Origin of the sequence: Propionispira raffinosivorans DSM 20765 (genome assembly GCF_000381065.1) — a bacterium.
Taxonomy (GTDB): Bacteria; Bacillota; Negativicutes; order Selenomonadales; family Selenomonadaceae; genus Propionispira; species Propionispira raffinosivorans.
Window position 1 is genome coordinate 77682 of the sequence record NZ_KB905840.1, and the last position, 20086, is coordinate 97767.

General features: G+C 36.9%; 22 protein-coding genes. 18 read left to right on the plus strand and 4 right to left on the minus strand.

Annotation, left to right across the window (positions count from 1 at the left end):
- The first annotated feature begins 168 nt into the window (after window positions 1–168).
- The 10 genes from gmhB to F606_RS0102010 all read left to right on the plus strand — a co-directional run bounded on the left by gmhB (window position 169) and on the right by F606_RS0102010 (window position 9913).
- Window positions 169–744 carry a D-glycero-beta-D-manno-heptose 1,7-bisphosphate 7-phosphatase gene (gene gmhB / locus F606_RS0101965; RefSeq protein ID WP_019552179.1) on the plus strand — a complete coding sequence of 192 codons (576 nt, stop codon included), beginning with the start codon at window positions 169–171 and terminating at the stop codon, window positions 742–744.
- A 158-nt stretch (window positions 745–902) separates the two neighbouring features.
- Window positions 903–1355 (plus strand): MarR family transcriptional regulator, encoded by a 453-nt coding sequence (locus tag F606_RS0101970; RefSeq protein WP_019552180.1) that lies wholly within the window; start codon window positions 903–905, stop codon window positions 1353–1355.
- Window positions 1356–1378: 23 nt separating this feature from the next.
- Window positions 1379–2554: an MFS transporter gene (locus F606_RS0101975; protein WP_019552181.1), complete on the plus strand. Its 1176-nt coding sequence runs from the start codon at window positions 1379–1381 to the stop codon at window positions 2552–2554.
- A gap of 352 nt (window positions 2555–2906) precedes the next feature.
- Complete coding sequence (locus tag F606_RS0101980; RefSeq protein ID WP_019552182.1) at window positions 2907–4703, plus strand: BglG family transcription antiterminator; 1797 nt, start codon at window positions 2907–2909, stop codon at window positions 4701–4703.
- 13 nt (window positions 4704–4716) lie between these two features.
- Window positions 4717–5172, plus strand: a complete 456-nt coding sequence (locus F606_RS0101985; RefSeq protein WP_019552183.1) for a PTS sugar transporter subunit IIA — start codon at window positions 4717–4719, stop codon at window positions 5170–5172.
- A gap of 17 nt (window positions 5173–5189) precedes the next feature.
- Window positions 5190–5501, plus strand: coding sequence for a PTS fructose transporter subunit IIB (locus tag F606_RS0101990; RefSeq protein WP_019552184.1), 312 nt, complete (start codon window positions 5190–5192; stop codon window positions 5499–5501).
- A gap of 28 nt (window positions 5502–5529) precedes the next feature.
- On the plus strand, window positions 5530–6612 hold the full coding sequence (locus F606_RS0101995; RefSeq protein WP_019552185.1) for a PTS fructose transporter subunit IIC: 1083 nt from the start codon (window positions 5530–5532) through the stop codon (window positions 6610–6612).
- 33 nt (window positions 6613–6645) lie between these two features.
- Window positions 6646–7485 (plus strand): class II fructose-bisphosphate aldolase, encoded by an 840-nt coding sequence (locus tag F606_RS0102000; protein ID WP_245542071.1) that lies wholly within the window; start codon window positions 6646–6648, stop codon window positions 7483–7485.
- 14 nt (window positions 7486–7499) lie between these two features.
- Window positions 7500–8366 (plus strand): ketose-bisphosphate aldolase, encoded by an 867-nt coding sequence (locus tag F606_RS0102005; RefSeq protein ID WP_019552187.1) that lies wholly within the window; start codon window positions 7500–7502, stop codon window positions 8364–8366.
- A gap of 527 nt (window positions 8367–8893) precedes the next feature.
- Window positions 8894–9913, plus strand: a complete 1020-nt coding sequence (locus F606_RS0102010) for a HoxN/HupN/NixA family nickel/cobalt transporter (protein WP_019552188.1) — start codon at window positions 8894–8896, stop codon at window positions 9911–9913.
- Window positions 9914–9966: 53 nt separating this feature from the next.
- On the opposite strand, the gene F606_RS0102015 is transcribed toward F606_RS0102010, so the two are convergent.
- Entirely contained in the window at window positions 9967–10167 is a 201-nt protein-coding gene (locus F606_RS0102015) for a tautomerase family protein (protein ID WP_026329196.1), read from the minus strand.
- Window positions 10168–10322: 155 nt separating this feature from the next.
- Between F606_RS0102015 and gpmA the strand changes: the two genes are divergently transcribed.
- The 6 genes from gpmA to F606_RS0102045 all read left to right on the plus strand — a co-directional run bounded on the left by gpmA (window position 10323) and on the right by F606_RS0102045 (window position 15434).
- Window positions 10323–11018 carry a 2,3-diphosphoglycerate-dependent phosphoglycerate mutase gene (gene gpmA, locus F606_RS0102020; protein ID WP_322786206.1) on the plus strand — a complete coding sequence of 232 codons (696 nt, stop codon included), beginning with the start codon at window positions 10323–10325 and terminating at the stop codon, window positions 11016–11018.
- Between the two features lie 189 nt (window positions 11019–11207).
- Window positions 11208–12581, plus strand: coding sequence for a glycoside hydrolase family 1 protein (locus F606_RS0102025; RefSeq protein WP_019552191.1), 1374 nt, complete (start codon window positions 11208–11210; stop codon window positions 12579–12581).
- A gap of 36 nt (window positions 12582–12617) precedes the next feature.
- Complete coding sequence (locus F606_RS0102030; RefSeq protein WP_019552192.1) at window positions 12618–13943, plus strand: PTS sugar transporter subunit IIC; 1326 nt, start codon at window positions 12618–12620, stop codon at window positions 13941–13943.
- Window positions 13944–13982: 39 nt separating this feature from the next.
- Window positions 13983–14294: a PTS sugar transporter subunit IIB gene (locus F606_RS0102035; RefSeq protein ID WP_026329197.1), complete on the plus strand. Its 312-nt coding sequence runs from the start codon at window positions 13983–13985 to the stop codon at window positions 14292–14294.
- Window positions 14291–14641 carry a PTS sugar transporter subunit IIA gene (locus F606_RS0102040; protein ID WP_019552194.1) on the plus strand — a complete coding sequence of 117 codons (351 nt, stop codon included), beginning with the start codon at window positions 14291–14293 and terminating at the stop codon, window positions 14639–14641. The genes F606_RS0102035 and F606_RS0102040 overlap by 4 nt, the downstream gene beginning before the upstream one ends.
- A gap of 64 nt (window positions 14642–14705) precedes the next feature.
- Entirely contained in the window at window positions 14706–15434 is a 729-nt protein-coding gene (locus F606_RS0102045; protein ID WP_019552195.1) for a GntR family transcriptional regulator, read from the plus strand.
- A gap of 130 nt (window positions 15435–15564) precedes the next feature.
- On the opposite strand, the gene F606_RS0102050 is transcribed toward F606_RS0102045, so the two are convergent.
- The 3 genes from F606_RS0102050 to F606_RS0102060 all read right to left on the minus strand — a co-directional run bounded on the left by F606_RS0102050 (window position 15565) and on the right by F606_RS0102060 (window position 16913).
- Entirely contained in the window at window positions 15565–16140 is a 576-nt protein-coding gene (locus F606_RS0102050) for a flavin reductase family protein (protein ID WP_019552196.1), read from the minus strand.
- A gap of 14 nt (window positions 16141–16154) precedes the next feature.
- Window positions 16155–16466, minus strand: coding sequence for a putative quinol monooxygenase (locus F606_RS0102055; RefSeq protein ID WP_019552197.1), 312 nt, complete (start codon window positions 16464–16466; stop codon window positions 16155–16157).
- A 135-nt stretch (window positions 16467–16601) separates the two neighbouring features.
- Window positions 16602–16913: an ArsR/SmtB family transcription factor gene (locus tag F606_RS0102060; protein ID WP_019552198.1), complete on the minus strand. Its 312-nt coding sequence runs from the start codon at window positions 16911–16913 to the stop codon at window positions 16602–16604.
- 273 nt (window positions 16914–17186) lie between these two features.
- Here F606_RS0102060 and budA point away from each other — a divergent pair, with 273 nt between their 5' ends.
- Both budA and F606_RS0102070 read left to right on the plus strand, forming a co-directional pair.
- Window positions 17187–17966: an acetolactate decarboxylase gene (budA, locus tag F606_RS0102065; RefSeq protein WP_019552199.1), complete on the plus strand. Its 780-nt coding sequence runs from the start codon at window positions 17187–17189 to the stop codon at window positions 17964–17966.
- Window positions 17967–18011: 45 nt separating this feature from the next.
- A complete protein-coding gene (locus tag F606_RS0102070; protein ID WP_019552200.1) occupies window positions 18012–20012 on the plus strand; it encodes a methyl-accepting chemotaxis protein in 2001 nt (666 codons plus the stop codon).
- Window positions 20013–20086 lie beyond the last annotated feature (74 nt).

Consider the following 20086-nt stretch of genomic DNA (forward strand, 5'->3'; position numbering starts at 1 on the left):
CGAAAAACCTTGTATTACTTTACTGAGTAATGCAGGTTTTTTATTCTTCTGCGGGAAGAATTATAGATAAAGGTTTAAATAAAAATAGTTCAATGGAAAATGGTTTTGCAAAATGATAGCAAAAGACTATTAAACAAATAAAAGTATTATAATTCTGGAGGTTTATGAATGGATTTTTCAGGTAAGAAACAGGCAGCAGTATTTCTTGATCGGGATGGCACGATTAATCTGGACAAAGGGTATTTTTATTTGCCGGAAGAGTTTGAGTTTGAGCAAGGCTCAGTTGAAGCGATTCGTTTGCTTAATCAGGCTGGTTATAAAGTGTTTGTCATTTCCAATCAATCTGGTATTGCAAGAGGTTGTTTTACCGAAGCACAGGTGGATCATTTGCACCAATGGATGAATGAGGAACTAGCGAAATCGGATGCGCATATTGACGCTTTTTATTATTGTCCGCATCATGCCGAACAGGGGATTGGTTCTTATAAAAAAGTTTGCGATTGTCGAAAACCAGCACCAGGATTACTGCTGAAGGCAGGACGAGAATGGAATATAGATATGAAACATTCCTATATGGTGGGAGATCATAATAGTGATATTGGAGCAGGATTTGCCGCAGGCGTTCAACCTTTTTTTGTTCGTACGGGACATGGAAAACAAGAAGAAAAATTACTTGCAGCCAATGTTTTGCGAGCCAATAATTTGTATGAAGTTGTAAAAAAGTATATACTTTTTCCAAATTAAATTTGCCTGTCAGTAGACAGACGTTATAAAACTTGGTATTTAAAAATCACTCTTATTGAAAAAAGAGTGATTTTTTTAGTTATATCATATTTTTGTTTACGTGGAAACAAAAATATGATATTCTAATATTGTTTCCATGTAAACAAAGGCGGTGCGATATGAGTAATGCAATAAACATTATCCATTCTTTTACTAGAATACAAGAACGGGCGGATATCTTTAAACATCATCGCGAAGAGATTTTTGCAGGACTTAATTTGGCTGAAGTACATTGTATTGATAAAATTGGTTCGATGGAATATGCCAATGTAACAAAAGTAGCCAGTGCAATGAGTATGACAAGAGGTGCTATAAGCAAAATAAGTAAAAAATTACTAAATAAGCAGCTAATTGAGAGTTATCAAAAACCGGAGAATAATAAAGAAGTTTATTTTTGCCTGACTACGAGCGGTAAATTGATTTATGCTGAACATAAAGTATGCCATGAACAGGCGAAATTAAGGAAACTAAAACTTTTGTCTAACTATAGTGAAGCCGAGCAGATCGTGATTTTACGATTTTTAGAAGATATTAATCAACAGCAAGAACAGAGTTTACGTGAGGAAGCTTGAAGAGGGTATAGGGGGTTAAGGACTTGAATCGAAAATATGTATATGTCTTAGCGCTAGGACATTTTTTTTGTGATATTGGCATGGGCGCGCTGCCAGCTATTTTACCATTTTTTATTTTACAATATGGTATGGATTATCAATCGGCTGCAGGTTTGATGTTTGCGGCATGTTTTTTGTCTTCCGTTGTACAGCCAGCTTTTGGCTATTTGGCGGATCGGACTTCGAAAATATGGTTTATGCCATTTGGGGTTTTTGTGTCGGGTGCGGCAATGGGGCTGGCTGGACTTTTTGAAAATTATTGGGCCATTTTTGCCGTTGTTACACTCAGTGGGATCGGTAGTGCGATCTTTCACCCAGAAGCAGCGCGGATGATCCATAAGATTTCCGGTACAAAAAAAGGGACAGCCTTGAGCATTTTTTCGGTCGGAGGTAATAGTGGATTTGCTGTTGGACCGATGATTGCTGTAGCGACTATTACCGCGTTCGGGATGAAGGGAACGGCGATATTTTGCTTTTTGGCATTGATCATGTCATTGGTTTTATTGATGATTGTTCCAAAAATAAAAGCAGCGATTGTTGAAAAATCTTCTTTATCGGCAGCAACTAATATAGAATCTAAAGTGAAAAAAGTTGGTGCAAAGAATGACTGGTCATCTTTTTCCCGTCTAACTATGCTGATAATTTTCAGTTCTATTGTAATTTGCGGTCTGCGCAGTTTTATTCCTCTATACTGGGTACAGGTAATGGGGCTTTCGACTGCGGCAGCAGGTTCGGCACTAACTTTATTATTTACCCTCGGGATTGTGACTACCTTTATCGGTGGATTGCTTGCGGATAAGCTTGGCTATTTAAAAGTGGTACAGTTCAGTTATGTACTTTTAGTGCCAATGGTAGCACTGCTTTCGCAGACAACGAATCCGGTTATGGCATACTTGTTGATGATTCCAATTGGGTTTGCGATGTTTGCGCCGTTTAGTTCCATTGTAGTTTTAGGACAAAGTTATTTGGCACGCAGCATTGGCTTTGCATCGGGCGTTACATTAGGTCTTTCTTTTAGTGTCGGCGGTGTCATTGTTCCCTTGATTGGTCGATTTGCCGATACATATGGCTTGAGTGCAACGATGGAACTTTTGTCAGTTGTGGCAATCTTCGCCGCTATATTTGCTTTCTTCTTACCAAAACCAGTAAAAGTAGTTTGAAATATGGTAGTTTATTGTTGTAAGTCTGACGACAAGTGGAATTTTTGGATAAGGCTGGTTGAAAATTTAATAAGATTTTTATGAGGAAAAATCGGGAGCAGATAGATGTTCCCGATTTTTTATGTGGCAAAATGAATTGGCTCTCATAAAGTAGACAGATGCTTTGCGAGCAGGTATGATCAAGGAATATATATATAATTTTTTGAAAATTCAGTATTCTAAAAATAAATAAATGGTTGTGGTAAATTTAGTATACTAAAAGGGGGTTAGTATTGTGGTAAAGTTTTGGTCTTTTGGGGCTAACGTAAGGGTGTTATGATGAATTTGTAAATAGAAACGGGAGGAAATTCAAATGAAAGATTTACAACAACGGCAAAAACAACTTTTGAAGCATTTGTTGGATATAGAAGATTTTGAACCTGTTAAAAAATTTGCCGCTGTCTTAGATTGTTCGACTAAGACTGTGAGAAATGATTTGATAATGTTAGAAGAATGTGGCGTAAATTTGGAAAAAATCGCTGGACGTGGTGTAAGGCTCTCATCATCAAGTAGAAATCAGGCAGAAAGATTTTTGCACAAAAATAATATTCTGTATGGTTTATCTATAGAACATAGGCGTATGAAAATACTTTTTGAATTACTGGAAGGAACAAAAGATAAATTATCAATTCAATCTTTATCAAATAAATATTTTGTCAGTAAAACTTCTATTGTTAATGACCTAAAAGTGATTGAAGAAAAATTAATGGAGTATAATTTACATCTTAAAAAAGATACACAAGGAACACAATTAGTCGGTTCTGAGTTGGATATTCGCAAGGCGATGGTTGATATGTTAAATACACTTGTAAGTTCAAAAAACGGAACACTTTATGAAAATAATTACAGAATTGACCGAGAAACTTTATTGGAACTGGAAGACCATTTTGGACACGATCATGTTTCACAAGTAAAAGAGTTAATTGAAGAGGCAGAACGATTTTTAAACTATAAAATTACAGAACCTTATTATATCAATCTTGTGACGCATTTGCTAATTCTTATTCATAGAACTAAAAATGGGAAGACTATTTATGCAGAATTGAAACAAGAAAATAGAGATTGTGATCCCTCGTTTTATGCAGTGTCAGAAAAAATAGCGAATCAATTGGAAGAAAAATTTTCAATTCAGATCAACAAGGAAGAAACTTTTTACATTTACCGCTATTTGATGTCTTCTGGTGGTGTTGCTGTTCAGGCGGAACTGCTAAAAGAAGATAATACAATGGATGAATTTTTGCATAGTATGGCAACGGAAATGATTCGTTTAAGTTCGGAAGTCTTCCCCATTAAATTTACCTTTAGTCCTTCCTTATATAATGATTTAATCCTTCATTTAAGACCTATGATGAATCGCATTGATTATAAAATTTCTATTAAAAATCCATTGCTCATTGAAATTAAAGATGAATTTCCTGAATTAATGATTTTATTAAAATTAATTATTTTTAAAATAAGGCTAAAATATCAATTAGCACATATTAGTGAGGACGAAATCAGTTATCTTGCTGTGTACTTTCAAGCTGCGATTGAAGAGGTCATCAGTAAAAAATGCGTTATGATTGTTTGTTCCACAGGCGTAGGGACATCACATTTACTAGAAAAACGAGTGAAAAATCATTTTCCCGAATGGCATATTGTTGATGTTGTTTCTGCTAAATATTTGGAGAATATGGTAGATTTATCGGCTGTTGACTTAATTATATCAACGGTTAAGCTGCATATTTCACTAAGTAAACCAGTTGCCTACGTGAGTGCTTTATTTAATAAAGCAGATGAAAAAAGAGTTCGCGCATCTTTTGTAAATGAAGAAAAAAAGACAAACGTATTGGGGGATTTTTTGAGGGAAAATGAAAGTGAAAAGACAGGGATTTATCGTGAGATTTTACAGGCAAAAGGCATTGACCGTATCAATATCAATTCGTGGCTGGACGTATTTATATACGAAAAAGAAGGATTAACAAATGAGATGTTGAGTGGACAGGTTGTCGGCCAAGATCATGGTAAAAATAAAATAAAAATCATTGTTTTATTAAAAGAAAATGCAGAATTTCCCGAATCTATGCTTAAGGATTTGTACCAGCTTTTAATAAGTGGAATTGAAAATTAGGGGGATACTAAAAATGGATTTATCAACTGTAATTGATAAAAATAGAATTAATTTGGCAGTAGATGCAAACAATAAGGAAGAAGCACTTAATATTTTGATAGATATGCTGGTAAAATCGGGATCAATCGTATCAAAGGAGGTGTTCATCAAAGACGTTTATTTGCGGGAAGCTGAAGGGAAAACTGGTATAGGGGGTGGCATTGCTATTCCACACGGGAAATCAAAGACGGTAGTGCAGACATCATTAGCGATTGGCAGAACTAAGAAACCTATTTTCTGGGAATCATTGGATGATGAACCAGTACAATTCATTATTTTATTTGCGGTACGCGATGTCGATAGTACAACGGTACATGTGCGGTTACTGGGTGAGATTGCTGGTAAATTAGCAGATGAAGAGATTGTTGAACAATTGCTTACTAGTAAAAAAGCCGAAGACGTTATTTCTATTTTTAGTCAAGATAATTAAGATGTGGAGGGATGAAAATGAATATTGTAGGAATTGCAGCTTGTACATCGGGAATTGCTCATACGTATATTGCGAAAGAAAAACTGATGAAGGCTGGTCAAGCATTGAACCATACGATTCATATTGAAACGCAAGGGACAATCGGAACGGAAAATGAACTTTTACCGCAAGATATTGCAGCAGCGGATGTCGTCATTATCGCAGCTGATATAAAAGTTGGTGGTAGAGATCGTTTTGCAGGGAAAAAAATTGTCGATATACCTACCCATATTGCTATTAAATCTCCAAAAGCCTTATTGAATAAAATTCAGGCAGAACTGGGAATTTGAATTTTTACGATTGAAAGGAAGTGCCCTTATGTTAAAAGAACTGGAACTAAAAAGGCATGCTATGACAGGAATTTCGTATATGATTCCATTGGTGGTTGCATCGGGTTTGTTGATTGCTATTGGCAATATAGCTGGCGGGAATCCGGCATTGATTTCAGATTACAAGAGCTCTTATACTTTATGGGAAGCCGCGGTTACGTTAGGTGTATATGGAATGGGCTTGATTCCAGCGGTTATGTCAGCGGCAATTGCTTATTCAATTGCTGACCGACCGGGAATTGCCCCAGGGCTCTTAATGGGGATGATCGCCAATGCTATGGGGGCGGGATTCTTTGGTGGGATGCTAGGCGGCTATATGTCCGGTTGGTGTGTTAAATTTTTAAAGGGAAATATTAAAGTGCCAATTTGGGCACAGGGGCTAATGCCAATGATGATTATTCCTTTATTATCCTCTATTATTGTAGCTTTTATTATGTTTTTTGTTATTGGCAGACCGATTGCGGTTGCATCTTTTGCCTTAACTGACATGTTAATTAATATGCAAGGCGGTTCAAAAGCAGTGTTTGGTGCAGTGATGGGAGCGATGGCAGCTTTTGATTTCGGCGGGCCTGTCAATAAAGTTGCTTCTTTGTTTGCGGATGGTCTTTTAATCAATGGAGTTTATGGACCAGAAGCTATTAAAATTTGTGCATCGATGGTTCCTCCATTTGGGGTGGCGTTATCATGGATTATTCGAAAATCCAGATACAGCAAAAGTGAAGCTGATAATATAAAAATTGCTTTTCCAATGGGGATTTGTATGATCACGGAAGGCGTTATTCCGATTGCTGCCGTTGATCCGCTTCGGGTAGTGTTTTCCTGTTCTTTTGGAGCAGCGGTCGGCGGTAGTTTAATTATGTTATTAGATGTAGCATCTCCGGTGCCGTCGGGTGGTTTGTTTATTGTTCCAGCAATGCAAAATCCGATTGGATTTTTGATTTCTTTAGGTGTTGGTAGTATTGTTACAGCATTATTACTGGTTGCATTAAAAAAAGATGCCGTTGAAAAACAAAATAATGGGGAAGACGATGAAGAGGAAGATGTTGATTTATCTGGTATCAATATCAAATAAATAGAGAAAGGCGTGTGTTTTATGTATGTTTCAATGCTAGATATGTTAAAACGAGCTAACGCCGGAAACTATGCAGTTATGGCAATTAATTGTTTTAACCTGGAGACGGCAAGAAGCGTAATTCGAGCCGCTGAAAAAGAACAGGCACCAATTATTATTAATCTTTTTCAAGATCATTTGCTGTATCATTGTGATAGCCAGCTCATTACTCCGATTGTTAAGGTATTAGCAAATCGAACCGACATTCAGGTTGCCTTGAATTTTGATCACGGGCAAGATGTTTTGTTTTTGAAAAAAGCAATTGACGATGGTTTTTCATCGGTTATGGTGGATGCTTCAAGATTTGGTCTAGCGGGAAATATTGCGATGACAAAAGAAATCGTGGAGTACGCTCATCCGAAAGGTGTCAGTGTAGAAGGCGAAATTGGCTGTATCGGTGGTACGGAAGGAGCTGAATTTACGAAAGATTCTATGTATACAGACCCTTTTGAGGCAGCTCAATTTGTCGAAAAAACAGGGATTGATGCCCTAGCAATTTCAATTGGCTCTTCCCATGGAAATTATCCAGAAAACATGGTCCCTGAATTTGATTTTGATCGATTGAAAAATATAAAGAATTTAACGCAAATGCCACTGGTGCTTCATGGCGGGTCAGGTTCAGGTGAAAAAAATATTATCCAGGCAGTCAAGTATGGTATTAATAAGATAAATGTCGGTTGTGATTTTATGAATGCGAATATTCATGCATTAAAAGATAAACTGCAACAAAATCCAGACATAAATTATTACGATTTGGTTGATCATGTTGAACAGGCAAGTATGGAAATAGTAAGACATTATATTCAGTTATCAGGCTCAAGTAATCAAAATTAAAGGGGATAAAAAATATGTTAATGAATATGAAAGATTTACTCGTAGTGGCACAAAAAAACAAGTTTGCTGTACCTGCATTTAATACGAGCAGTAGTATGATTTTAAAAGGTGTTATGGAAGGCTGTAGAGAAAAAAAATCACCAGTGATCATTGCAATTCATCCTGATGAATTATCTTTTTTGGAAGATAGTTATATAGCGACAGTACGGGAAGAAATCATGAACAGCAATATACCTGGTGTCATTCATTTGGATCACGGCGGCACGTTTGCTCAGGTAATGAGAGCGATTCACTGCGGTTTTACTTCCGTAATGATTGATGCTTCGTTACTATCTTTTGAAGAAAATATTGCCATTACTAAAAAAGTTATTGAAGCTGCACATCCGGTGAATGTTTCCGTTGAAGCAGAACTGGGAACGATAGGAACAACAGGTAATGGTGGTGGTGAAGCAGGAACAGAACAAATTATTTATACACAGCCTGATACCGTAAAAGAATTTGTGGAAAGAACCGGCGTGGATACGTTGGCGATTGCTATCGGCACATCACATGGAATTTATCCAAAAAATATGAAACCAAAGTTAAAACTTGACTTATTGAAAGAAATCAGAGGGATTGTGGATATTCCACTTGTATTACATGGTGGTTCTTCTAATACAGACAGTGAAATTGCTGAAGCGGTTCGATTGGGAATATCTAAAATTAATATATCAAGTGATATCAAAGATGCATTTTATAAAAAATGCCGTGAAGTCTTGCAAGATCCAGATATTCGTGAACCGAATGCAATCTATCCACCTTGTATTGAAGCAATGAAAGAGGTTATTTATGCTAAACTTGAATTGTTTAATGACATCGATAAAGTGAAATATTATAAATAATTCAGAGGATAGTTCATTCGTAATCAAATCTTAAATAGATAAAAATTACTCATGTTTTTATAATGTGGGTAATTTTTTTTTTAGGAGAGTATGCTATATAGAACGCATTAAACATTTTATATAGCAATCGTCAAGAATGGGGTATAGGGTTGAGTGGCGTTACGTAGGAAGCAAACGATGCCCTATACCCCATTCCTGGCAGACTGATAGACTGTGCCAGGAATTTATTTAATGCGTTATATATAGCAGATTTCAGAATATGTAAATAATAGCATCTTATTAATATTAATTATTTACAAACTAATATTATCTTGACAAAGAGCATAATATTGCTTATTGTTAAGTTAAAGAAAAACAACATATTTAAAGAGAAGATATGTAATGAATTTTCATACGTTTATACTATAATGCGACGAATGCAAGGTTGATTTTTAAATAAAAATAAAGGTTTTGTTTATTTAGTAGTTCTTGTATAAGTTGATGCAAGGACTTTTTTTGTAGAATATATGTCAAGGGGATGGTCTTTTATGGATCAAGTAGAAATCAAAAAATCAAACTGGGTAGGTTATGGTATTGCAGTGTTATTGCTGCATAGCATAGCACTTGGTTGTTTATTATCTGCCAATACGGAAAGTGGAGCAATTTTAGGTCTTGGCTTTTTAGCCTATACGCTGGGACTGCGGCATGCATTTGATGCAGATCATATTGCCGCAATTGATAATACGGTACGAAAATTGCTGCAACAAGAGAAAAACCCGATGGGGGTTGGATTTTATTTTTCACTAGGACATTCTACCGTTGTCATTTTGATGGCACTGGGAACAGCTTTTGCGGCTCAGTGGGCAACTACGGTAGTGCCTGAGTTTAAAGATGTTGGGAGCCTTATCAGTACAAGCGTATCTGGTGTGTTTCTGATTTTAATTGGTTTACTAAATTTGGTTGTTTTGCTTGATATTTTTAAAATTTTCAAAGATATGCGTCAGGATTCCTATAATGAAGAACAATTAGAAGATTCTCTGCAGAATAGAGGGTTTATGTCACGTTTTTTGAAACCATTGTTTAAATTTGTTAATAAAAGTTGGCATGTATATCCAATTGGTTTTTTGTTTGGGTTTGGTTTTGATACGGCTAGTGAAGTTGCGTTGCTTGCAATATCGGCAGGAGCGGCCAACAGTGGAATTAGCTTGTTGGGTATCATGGCGTTGCCGCTTTTGTTTACAGCAGGTATGAGTCTATTGGATACAAGTGATGGTATATTTATGACAACGGCTTATAAATGGGCATTTCGCACACCGCTCCGCAAGTTATATTATAATTTAACCATTACGAGTTTGTCAGTCATTGCGGCACTCTTTATTGGGCTTATTGAATTGGCGCAGGTCATTACGCCGCGGTTAGGCTTGACAAATGGTTTCTGGAGTTGGCTGCAAAAATTGGACTTTGGCACATTGGGCTATATATTGGTTGGTTTATTCGTCCTTACCTGGCTGATTTCGTATAGTATTTGGAAATTTGGTAAAATTGAAGAACGAATGACTTCGCAGTAACAGCGAATTTAAAAACAGCTGTCTCGTAAGAGATAGCTGTTTTTAGGTTTGATTTATTTGTTTTTGCGTAAAGACGTAACGGTTTGACCACCGATACCCCAATTGTCGGTTTCTACTTCATCGATTACGACGACTGCTGTTTTTGGGTTTTTACCGAGTACATCAACAAGCAGCTGCGTAGCACCTTTGATCAATAACGCTTTTTGTTCTGGCGTAGCACCGTCTTTTGTTATTTTAATATTTATATAAGGCATTTCTATCACAAACCTTTCCTCTATTGATTTTATTGAAGCTTTGAAGATATTATATCACAAAATTTGAATATGAATAATCTTTTATTAATTAATATTTACTATCCATTATTTAGGGTTTATAATAATGGTAAAGCAACGAAGAGAGAGAAGGCATTATGATGAAAAAAATAGTTTTTATCAGACATGGCGAAAGTATTTGGAATATGAAGAATTTATTTACAGGCTGGACAGATGTTGACTTGAGTGATAAAGGTATCGCTGAAGCCAAACAGGCTGGAACAATCTTACAGAAAAATAATTTTTCGTTTGATATAGCATATACATCTTTTTTGAAAAGAGCAATTAAAACGCTACATAATGTTTTGGAAACAATGGATTTATTGTGGATACCTGAATATAAAACATGGGTTCTTAATGAACGTCATTATGGGGGACTTCAAGGGCTTAATAAAGCTGAGACAGCTGAAAAATACGGAGATGCACAGGTACAGATTTGGCGCCGCAGCTATGATGTAGAACCACCTAACTTAACAGATGAAGCGGCAAAAGTGCAGGCAAATGATCCCAAATATAAAGCTCTCGCACCAGCGTTGTTGCCAACAACCGAAAATCTCAGAGAAACGGTGGCGAGGGTTGTACCTTTCTGGCAGGAAACGATTTTACCACAGCTTAAAGCAGATAAGAAAATTATCATTGCAGCGCATGGCAATAGCTTGCGAGCCTTGGTTAAATATATCGATCAGGTTTCTGATGAAGAAATCGTGAAACTTAATATTCCAACGGGCGTTCCGCTGGTTTACGAATTTGATGATGATTTAAAACCATTGAAACATTATTATTTGGAACAATAATTTGGTCATATGGATAAGAGGTATAAGAGATGACAGGAAATCTGTTTTCTTTTATACCTCTTATTTTAGTTGGAGAATATTTCATATCATATTATTTGTGTTTACAAACTTGCTAAATGTGATTACAATATAGATATGGAAAAGAAAGAAAATTTCGTATATTTAAAAATTTACAGGAGGTTGATTCGAATGGGAGTTTTTAAAAAAGATTTTTTATGGGGTGGCTCTGTTTCGGCAATGCAGACAGAAGGAGCTTGGGATGAAGATGGAAAAGGAAAATCGGTTTATGATATAAGAACAGAAGCGGCAGGGGTATCGGATTGGAAGGTAGCGATTGATACATATCATCGTTATGAAGAAGACAATGCTCTTTTGGCCGAACTGGGATTTAATTGTTACCGATTTTCGATTTCATGGTCGCGAGTTTTTCCCGAGGGTAAAGGAACTATCAATGAACAAGGTTTGGCTTTTTATGATCGATTCATTGATGATTTATTGGCACGCGGGATTGAACCGATGATTTGTCTGTACCATTTTGACATGCCGTTGAAGCTGGCTGAAGAGTACAATGGTTTTTTATCGAGGGAGGTCGCGGATTATTTTGCTGAATATGCGAAAGTTATTGTGGACCGTTATAAAGATAAAGTGAAATATTGGTTGACATTTAATGAGCAAAATATTTTTGGCATGGAACATGCATTTAAGATCAGTGGATGTCAATGTAAAGAAACCGAACGAAATTTATATCAGATCCAATATCATACTTTTTTGGCACATGCGAAGGTGGTCAATTATATTCATGCTACGGCACCAGCGTGTAAAGTGGGCGGTATGATCGCCTATCAGCTTTTTTATCCGGCTACTTGTAAACCAGAAGATGTTTTTTTTGCGCATCAGGCAGATGAACGATTTAATCAATTGTATTGGGAAGTATTTGCAAATGGGAAATATACAAAAAATATGCTGGCTTATTTTTCGGCAGAAAACTGCAAGCCTGAAATGGCTGAGGCCGATTTGGCTGTTTTAGCCAAAAGCAAAAGTGATTTTTTATCCTTTAGTTATTATGCAAGCAAATGTATGAGCTTTGCCGCAGTTGATACAAGTAAACCCTTTTTTAGACAGGTTGAACAAGCGCATGTGGCCAATTCTTATTTGCTAGCGAATGCATGGAACTGGGAAATTGATCCATTGGGCTTTCGCCTGATTTTGGATAAAACATACCAACAATATAATTTGCCTTTATTTCCGATCGAAAATGGTATTGGTTGGGATGAGGTATGGGATGGAGCACAGCCAATTAATGACTCGTACCGGGTCGATTATCACCGCAGTCATATTCAAGCCATGCAGCAAGCGATGGAGACCGATGGGGTGGATGTTCTAGGTTATCTCACCTGGGCACCCATCGATATTTTGAGTTCACAAGGCGAAATGAAAAAAAGATATGGCTTTGTTTATGTAAATCGGGATGAACATGATTTGAAAGATTTAAGCCGCATCCGCAAACAGAGTTTTGCTTGGATGAAAAAAGTGACGACATCAAATGGATTGGATTTAGAATAACTTGGAGTCAAACGATAAGGCGTGGAGGGGATATTCATGAAAGACGGATTTCTTGAACGGTTTAGTGTTTTTGCCCAAAAAATAGGTGCGCAGATTCATTTGCGAAGTCTACGGGATTCTTTTGCTACGATTATGCCGCTTTATATTTTGGCGGGGTTGGCGACATTACTCAATAATGTGTTTTTTACACCAGATGGGTTTTTAGCAAGTATCTTTTTAGCGAGTACGATCGAAAAATGGCGGTTGTGGGGCAATTTGATTACGAATGGGACGCTCAATATATCAGCTGTTTTAGTTGCGGTGGCGTTAGCGTATCATCTATCCAGTAATCGTCGCGTGAAAAATCTCATCGCACCGATTATTGTGGCTGTTTCTTGCTTGATTGTTTTACTGCCAGCGCTGGATAGCGTGGTTGTACCAGGGACAAAAGATACTTTAATGATATCCAATGTGATTCTTTTTTCTAAGATTGGTACAATGGGGATGTTTGCCGGAATTTTTGTGGGACTTTTTGCGACCGAGTTATTTTTGAAGCTTTCAAAAAATAAAAGATTGCAAATCAATATTGGACAAGGGGTACCACCGGCGGTAGGGCAGTCATTTAATATTATGATACCGGCATTTATCGTAATTGGGAGCTTCAGTTTTGTATCATTTATTTTGCAGGCATTTTTGGATACAAATTGCATTACCTTGATCAGTACTTTAATCCAAGAACCTTTAAAAACAATCAATACAAGTTTGCCAGGTTATATTCTGATTTATAGTTTTGGTAATTTTTTCTTTACCATGGGAATCCATCAAGCTGTAATTAATGGACCGCTGCTTGATCCTATTTTGTTATCGAATATCAGTGAAAATATGATTGCCTATTCCCAAGGAGCACCCATACCAAACATCATTAATTATTCATTTCAAAGTGTGTATGGTTTGACGGGCGGGACAGGCAACACGATTGGTTTATTAATTGCGATCTTTCTGTTTAGTAAATATAAAGTATATCGTGATATTGGTAAATTGGCACTGGCGCCGGGTTTGTTTAATATTAATGAGCCAGTTATTTTTGGTATCCCGATTGTCTTTAATATTTCGTTGATTATTCCATTCGTTTTATCACCAGCCATTTGTTTGATCATTGCTTACTTTGCCACAGCCTGGGGCTTTATCAGTCCTTGCGTGGTTTTAATTCCCTGGACAACACCACCGATCTTATCAGCTTTTTTGGCAACGGGTGGTGACTGGCGGGCTGTTGTCTTGCAAATTCTGCTAATCAGCGGGACGGCTCTTTTTTATCTGCCATTTTTAAAAATGAGTGAACGAATCGTGAAAGTTGAAATGGAAGGAAAAGAGATCGGAAAATAATGCGTTTTTAGATAAGAGTATAAAGAAAGGATGATGGTTATGATTCGAATTTTATTAGCTTGTAATGCGGGGATGAGTACGAGTTTATTAGTGAAAAAAATGCAAGAAGCAGCAACGCAGCAACATATAGAAGCAGAAATATGGGCTGTGCCCGAGGCTGAATTATTTGACGAATGGGAACAGGCTGATTTTGTTTTGCTCGGACCGCAAATCGGTTATATGAAAGATGAAATTGAAGAGGTTATTCAAGGAAAAATACCAGTGCAGGTTATCGATATGAAAGATTATGGACGAATGGATGGCGCGAAAGTTTTGCTTACGGTTGTTGAGCAGTTAGGAAGTGCATCATGACAGGGAGCGAACAAGATTTATTTGAAATTTTGAGTAATGTGGGAGCTGCTAAAAGTGAATACATGAAGGCAATACAATCGGTGAAAAAACAAAATTTTAGTGAGGTAGAATCCTTATTTAAAACGGGAGATGAATATTTATTAGCTGCGCATAAGGTCCATACCAAAATGATTCAAGAAGAAGCGGGTGGCAGCGAACCGAAAATATCGTTGCTCTTAGTTCATGTGGAAGATCAGCTGATGGGGTGCGAATCAATTAAAATCATGGCAAAAGAATTTATTCATGTCTATGCACAACTACAAGATTTAAAGAAAGAACAGACAGTAATCTTAAATAAAATCACATAAAAGATGATATAATATAGGTGCTCTAAGGGATTGGAGCATCTTTATTGTATAGGTGGGTTGTGAAATGAAAACACAAAATAGGAGTTATCGTGAAATTGCTGAAGTGATAAAAAAACGTATAGAAAATAATGAATATCCAACAAATGCTTTGATTCCAAAACAGGTGGCGTTAGCGGAGGAATTTTCAGTGAGTCGTACAACAATTGCCAAAGCACTGGATATTTTGATTTCAAGAGGTTTTTTATACACGCGGCGTGGTGCTGGCACGTTTGTAACGAAAAGCATGGTACTGTCCAAACAGGATTTTTATGTACAGGACCACATAGGTTTAACGAATCACTTTCCTGACGATACAGTTACAAGCAAGATTATTTTATTTGAAATTGTTTTTCCCGATGAAAAAGTTCAGAGTGCTTTAAACTTGAAAGCAGAGGTGCCTGTCTATAATATTATTCGCCTTCGGGTATTGAATAGTCAAAATTATATGCTTGAGCATACACGCATGCCGGTGCATTTGATAAGCGGACTTCATTCAGAAATTTTGCAAAAATCAATTTATAAGTATATCAAAGAAACATTGAAGCTGACAATGAGTGGTGCTTGGCGCAAGATTTTTGCTGATAAACCGAATGAACAGGACAAAGAATATTTAGGCTGCACCGAAACAGATCCAGTGATACGAGTCGAGCAAATCGTTTGCTTGACAGATGGTGAACCCTTTGAATATTCAATTACGACACGTAAATACGATCAGGGCAGCTTTATTGTGATTGATCAAAAAAGTCGGTATTGACATTTTATAATATGGATCATAAAAAAAGAGACTATTGCACAATTTTTATTTGCTGTGCAATAGTCCTTGTAAGTATGTTTTTTTTGTAGCTTTCATTTACAAAATCTACGCAAACGTTATTTTATAGGAATTATTTGTCAAACAGTTTTTTCCCGAAAGAGAAAGCCTGCCCTAAATCTTGTCCAATTGCATAATATTTACGTTCTGGTGGGCTGAATGTAAATGGATTGATTTTGCTTAACACGGGTAGACCATTATCGCCTAATACTGCTTCCTCGGCTTTTGCATCGACAATTTCACCGATGAACTGGGTGTGTAAGCCTAAATCGATCGTATGTACAAGCTTACATTCTAATACTAAGGAAAATTCTTTGATATAAGGTGCATTGACCAAGTCACTTTTAACAGCTGTAAAACCAGTCGTGGCAAATTTGTCAAAGTTTTTTGCACTGGCAATTCCGACATAATCGGCAGCGGTCATTTGATCCACCGATGGAATGTTAATCGTAAAAGCTTTTTGGTTGATAATATTATTGTAAGAGGCACGGATTTTTTGCAAAGATACTGCTACGCATGGTGGTACGGAACAACAAATTCCGCCCCAGGCAGCTGTCATAATATTGGGTTTACCTTGGTCGTCATAGGTTCCGACAACCCAAACGGGAGTTGGTAGTGCAAAAGTGTCTGCTCCTAAAGATTTTTTCATCAAGTCACGTCCTTTTAGCATTTTTTATAGATATTTACGTCTATTTCTGTTTGGGTAAGTAACGTCAATTTTGGGAAGATTGTTGTAAAATGTTTGGAAGAACTATGCGTATCAAGCGCTTTTTGATCTTGCCATTCTTCAATAAAGGTAAGTATCGAGGGATTCTTTATATCTTCATATAATGTATATGAAATATTTCCGGGTTCTTGCTGTGTTTGAGCGATTAAGTCAGCAGCATATTGTTTAAATGTGGCCCAGTCGATTTCATTTACACGGCATTTTGTCACTATTTTGAGTGTGTTTATATTTTCATTACTAGCGGTCATAGAGTCACCTCCTCTCGTTGAGACTGCGTGCATTTTGCTAGTATTTTATCTTTTGCAATACATACAATAATCTAAATATCTAGAAAAATAGATATTTAGATCAAAAAATATAGCTGGAGCATTTCCAGTATATTTTTATAGGTTATGTTTGATGTAGGCAGCAAAGTCTTGAATTGTTTTTTCATTGCGGCGATAATAGGTCCACTGTCCAATTCGTTTCGATTCTAAAAGTCCGGCATTTTGCATCATCAATAAATAACTAGATACGACAGATTGGGTCAAGCCAGTTTTTTCTTGGATACGACCGACACAAATGCCTCTGCTAAAGTCACTGTCATCCATCAAACAGCCCTGTGATCCGAAATTTGTAGTTGGTTTTTTTAGTAATTCTAAAATTTGACGACGACTTTCATTGGATAGGGCTTTAAATAATAATATAGTTTCCATCTTTTCATTATATCTAAATTTCTAGATATGTCAATACTTGCTTTTAATAGATGGATAAACGGAGCGATATTCTTTCATATGAATCATATTGAACAGGACTATTATCCTATTTTTATTTTTGATACAAATATAAAAGGAATTAATAAATACAAACAGAACAAATAACTATAGAGATTCTATTTATATTTTATGAGTATTTAGGAGGTGTGATAATAGTTTTTTACTGATCAATCAATTTTAAGAAATACTATAAATATGGAGATGACAACTTATATGAAATCATTAAATCGCGTTCTTGTTTTATTTATTGGGTTATTATTTTTTAACACCGTGGTCAGTGCGCAGACATCAAATTCCTTATATCAAGTTTCGACAATTAATGCTGTGCTGCAAGGCGTCTATGATGGACAGATGAATATGAAAGAGTTAAAGCAGCATGGTAACTTTGGTATTGGTACCTTTGAAGGCTTAGATGGAGAAATGATTGCACTGGATGGGCAGTTCTATCAAGTAAAATCTACAGGGAACGTTGTTTTAGTGTCGGATCAAGTCAAAACACCTTTTGCTGATGTTATGGATTTTAAACCTGAGAAAACGGCAGAAATTTCGGATGTTTTAACCTTTAATGAATTGGAAAAGGCATTGGATGGAATTATTCAAGATAAAAATTATATATATGCAATCCGTATTGATGGTGTGTTTAGCGGAACTACACGTAGTATTCCTGGTAAAACAAAACCGTATCCGTCTTTAACAGATGCAGCTAAAACACAGTCTGTGTTTGATATTCAAAATACAAAAGGTACGATCGTTGGCTTTTTGTGTCCACAATATATTAATGGAATTAACGTAACCGGATATCATTTGCATTTTATTTCAGATGACCGCAAGAGTGGCGGGCACATCTTAAGTGGTGGAATAAAATCGGGGATCGTTAAAATTGAACGAATTACAGACTTTAGAATGATTTTACCGAATAGTGATGCTTTTCAACAGGCGGTTTTAAATAAAGATTATAGTAAAGAACTGAATGGTGTTGAAAAATCGAAATAGATTACAGTGCTTTTGGCACTATTGTTTAAATAGGGAGGCGTTTGAATGAAGAGTCTGCGTATGCAGTTATTAGTGCCAATCATTAGTACGATTGCGATAATTTTACTTTGTGTAATGGCTATTTCGTACTGGAAGACATCAAGTATCCTTCAGACAAATTTGGTAGAACGGTTTCAAATTCAAACACAAGAACTGGCCAATGCTTTTGATATCAGGATGCAGCGCGAAAAACTCGTTATGGATTCGTTCGGGAAACAGGGAACGTTTCAATTTTCGCAGTTACAGGCGGATCGTCAGCTGCAATTTTCTTTTTTGAAACGTATGCATGATGATTATTCGCAGTGGAATCCGGTTAGTTTTTTACCTGATTTGTCAGGTAAAGATGTAGCGACTAGCGCCGGCAAACTGGTGGATGCCTCTAGTTTAGCGTATGTAAAGAGAATTCCTGAAGGTAAAACTTTTATGGATAATCCGATTGTTTCGGTAACGACTGGTAAAACGATTGTGGTAGGCGTAGCACCGGTATCAGTCAATAACAAAGTTATTGGTGCAGTGGTTGGCGGAATTCCTCTTGAGGAATTCACAAAAGGCTTTAGTGAAACCAAAATTGGTCAGGCTGGATATAGTATCTTAGCAGCTCCTGATGGTATGATTGTGAGCCATCCCAATTCGGATCTTATTATGAAGAGTAACATCAAGGACTTAGGCAATGAACAATTATCCCAAGCGATAGAGACAATCAAACAAGGTAACAAAGGCTTTATGATTACACAGATTGATGGCGTTGAATCTATTGTGGCTTTTGTTCCGACACAAGATAAATGGGGTGTCTTTACCATTGCTCCGACTGCTCAGGAATTTGCGCCAGTAAGACAACTTATGTGGTGGTTTTTGGCATTGTTTTTGATTGGGTTGGCTTTGGCCGGATTTATTGTTAATTTAATTGCAAGCCGTATTGTACGTCCAATTAAGGAAATGTCACAATATGCAAGTGCCATTGCTCAAGGTGATTTAACAAAATCTACACTTGAAACAACGGATCATTCTCATTATGAATCGAAAAATGAAGTTGGTGTTTTACATTCAGCGATGCTTCAAATGCGCGAAAAATTATGGACTTTGATTACACAGGTCAGCGATTCAGCGAGCCATACAGCAGCGTCTTCACTACAACTAAAAGAGAGTGCGAATCAGTCAGCTCAAACGGCAACACAGGTTGCTGAGGCGGTCGTAAAAGTAGCGACAGAAACAATGAATGGACAAAAAAGTATGGGGAAAGTCCATTCTACGTTTGATGGCTTTATGAAAGAATTAAATACGATGAAGAGTAATACAGAAGATGTCAATAATTCGGCAAATCTTGCTGTGGAACGTACGATTCAAGGGACCAAAACAGCGCAGGCAGCTCGAATTCAGATGGAAAATATCAATACAAGTACGAAAAATGTTAGTGCAACGGTTGTTAAATTGTCAGAAGGAACTACGCAAATCAGTGAAATTGTTAATATGATTTCAGGGATTGCTGCCCAGACAAATTTATTGGCGTTGAATGCGGCGATTGAAGCAGCGCGAGCTGGTGAACAGGGGCGTGGTTTTGCTGTGGTCGCTGATGAAGTTCGGAAACTGGCGGAACAGTCTCATAACTCAGCTAGTCAAATTATCAGCTTGATTGAAGAAATCAAACAGTATGTAAGTAATGCTGTTTCGGCTGTCGACAAATCGTCGAACGATGTAGCAGCGGGAATGAAAAATGTTAATGAGGCCGAAATACATTTTCTGGAGATATCAGATTTAATAAAAAGTGTTAAGGAAAAAGCATCACAAGTTTTGCTGCAAACCGATACATTATCGAATAATGGTCATACCGTGGAAGATGCTTCGACGGAAATCAATCATTCAATGAATGAAACTGCAGCACATACGCAAACCGTTTCAGCGGCAACGGAAGAACAATCCGCATCGATGCAGCAGATTGCTGCATCAAGTGATGATTTGGCACGTGCAGCAACGGAACTAAAAACGGTTTTGAATCAATTCCGCATTTAGTTAAACTATAATACTGAAACAATAAAAAGAGACATGCATCCGAATTAATGGCGGAGCATGTCTCTTTTATATTG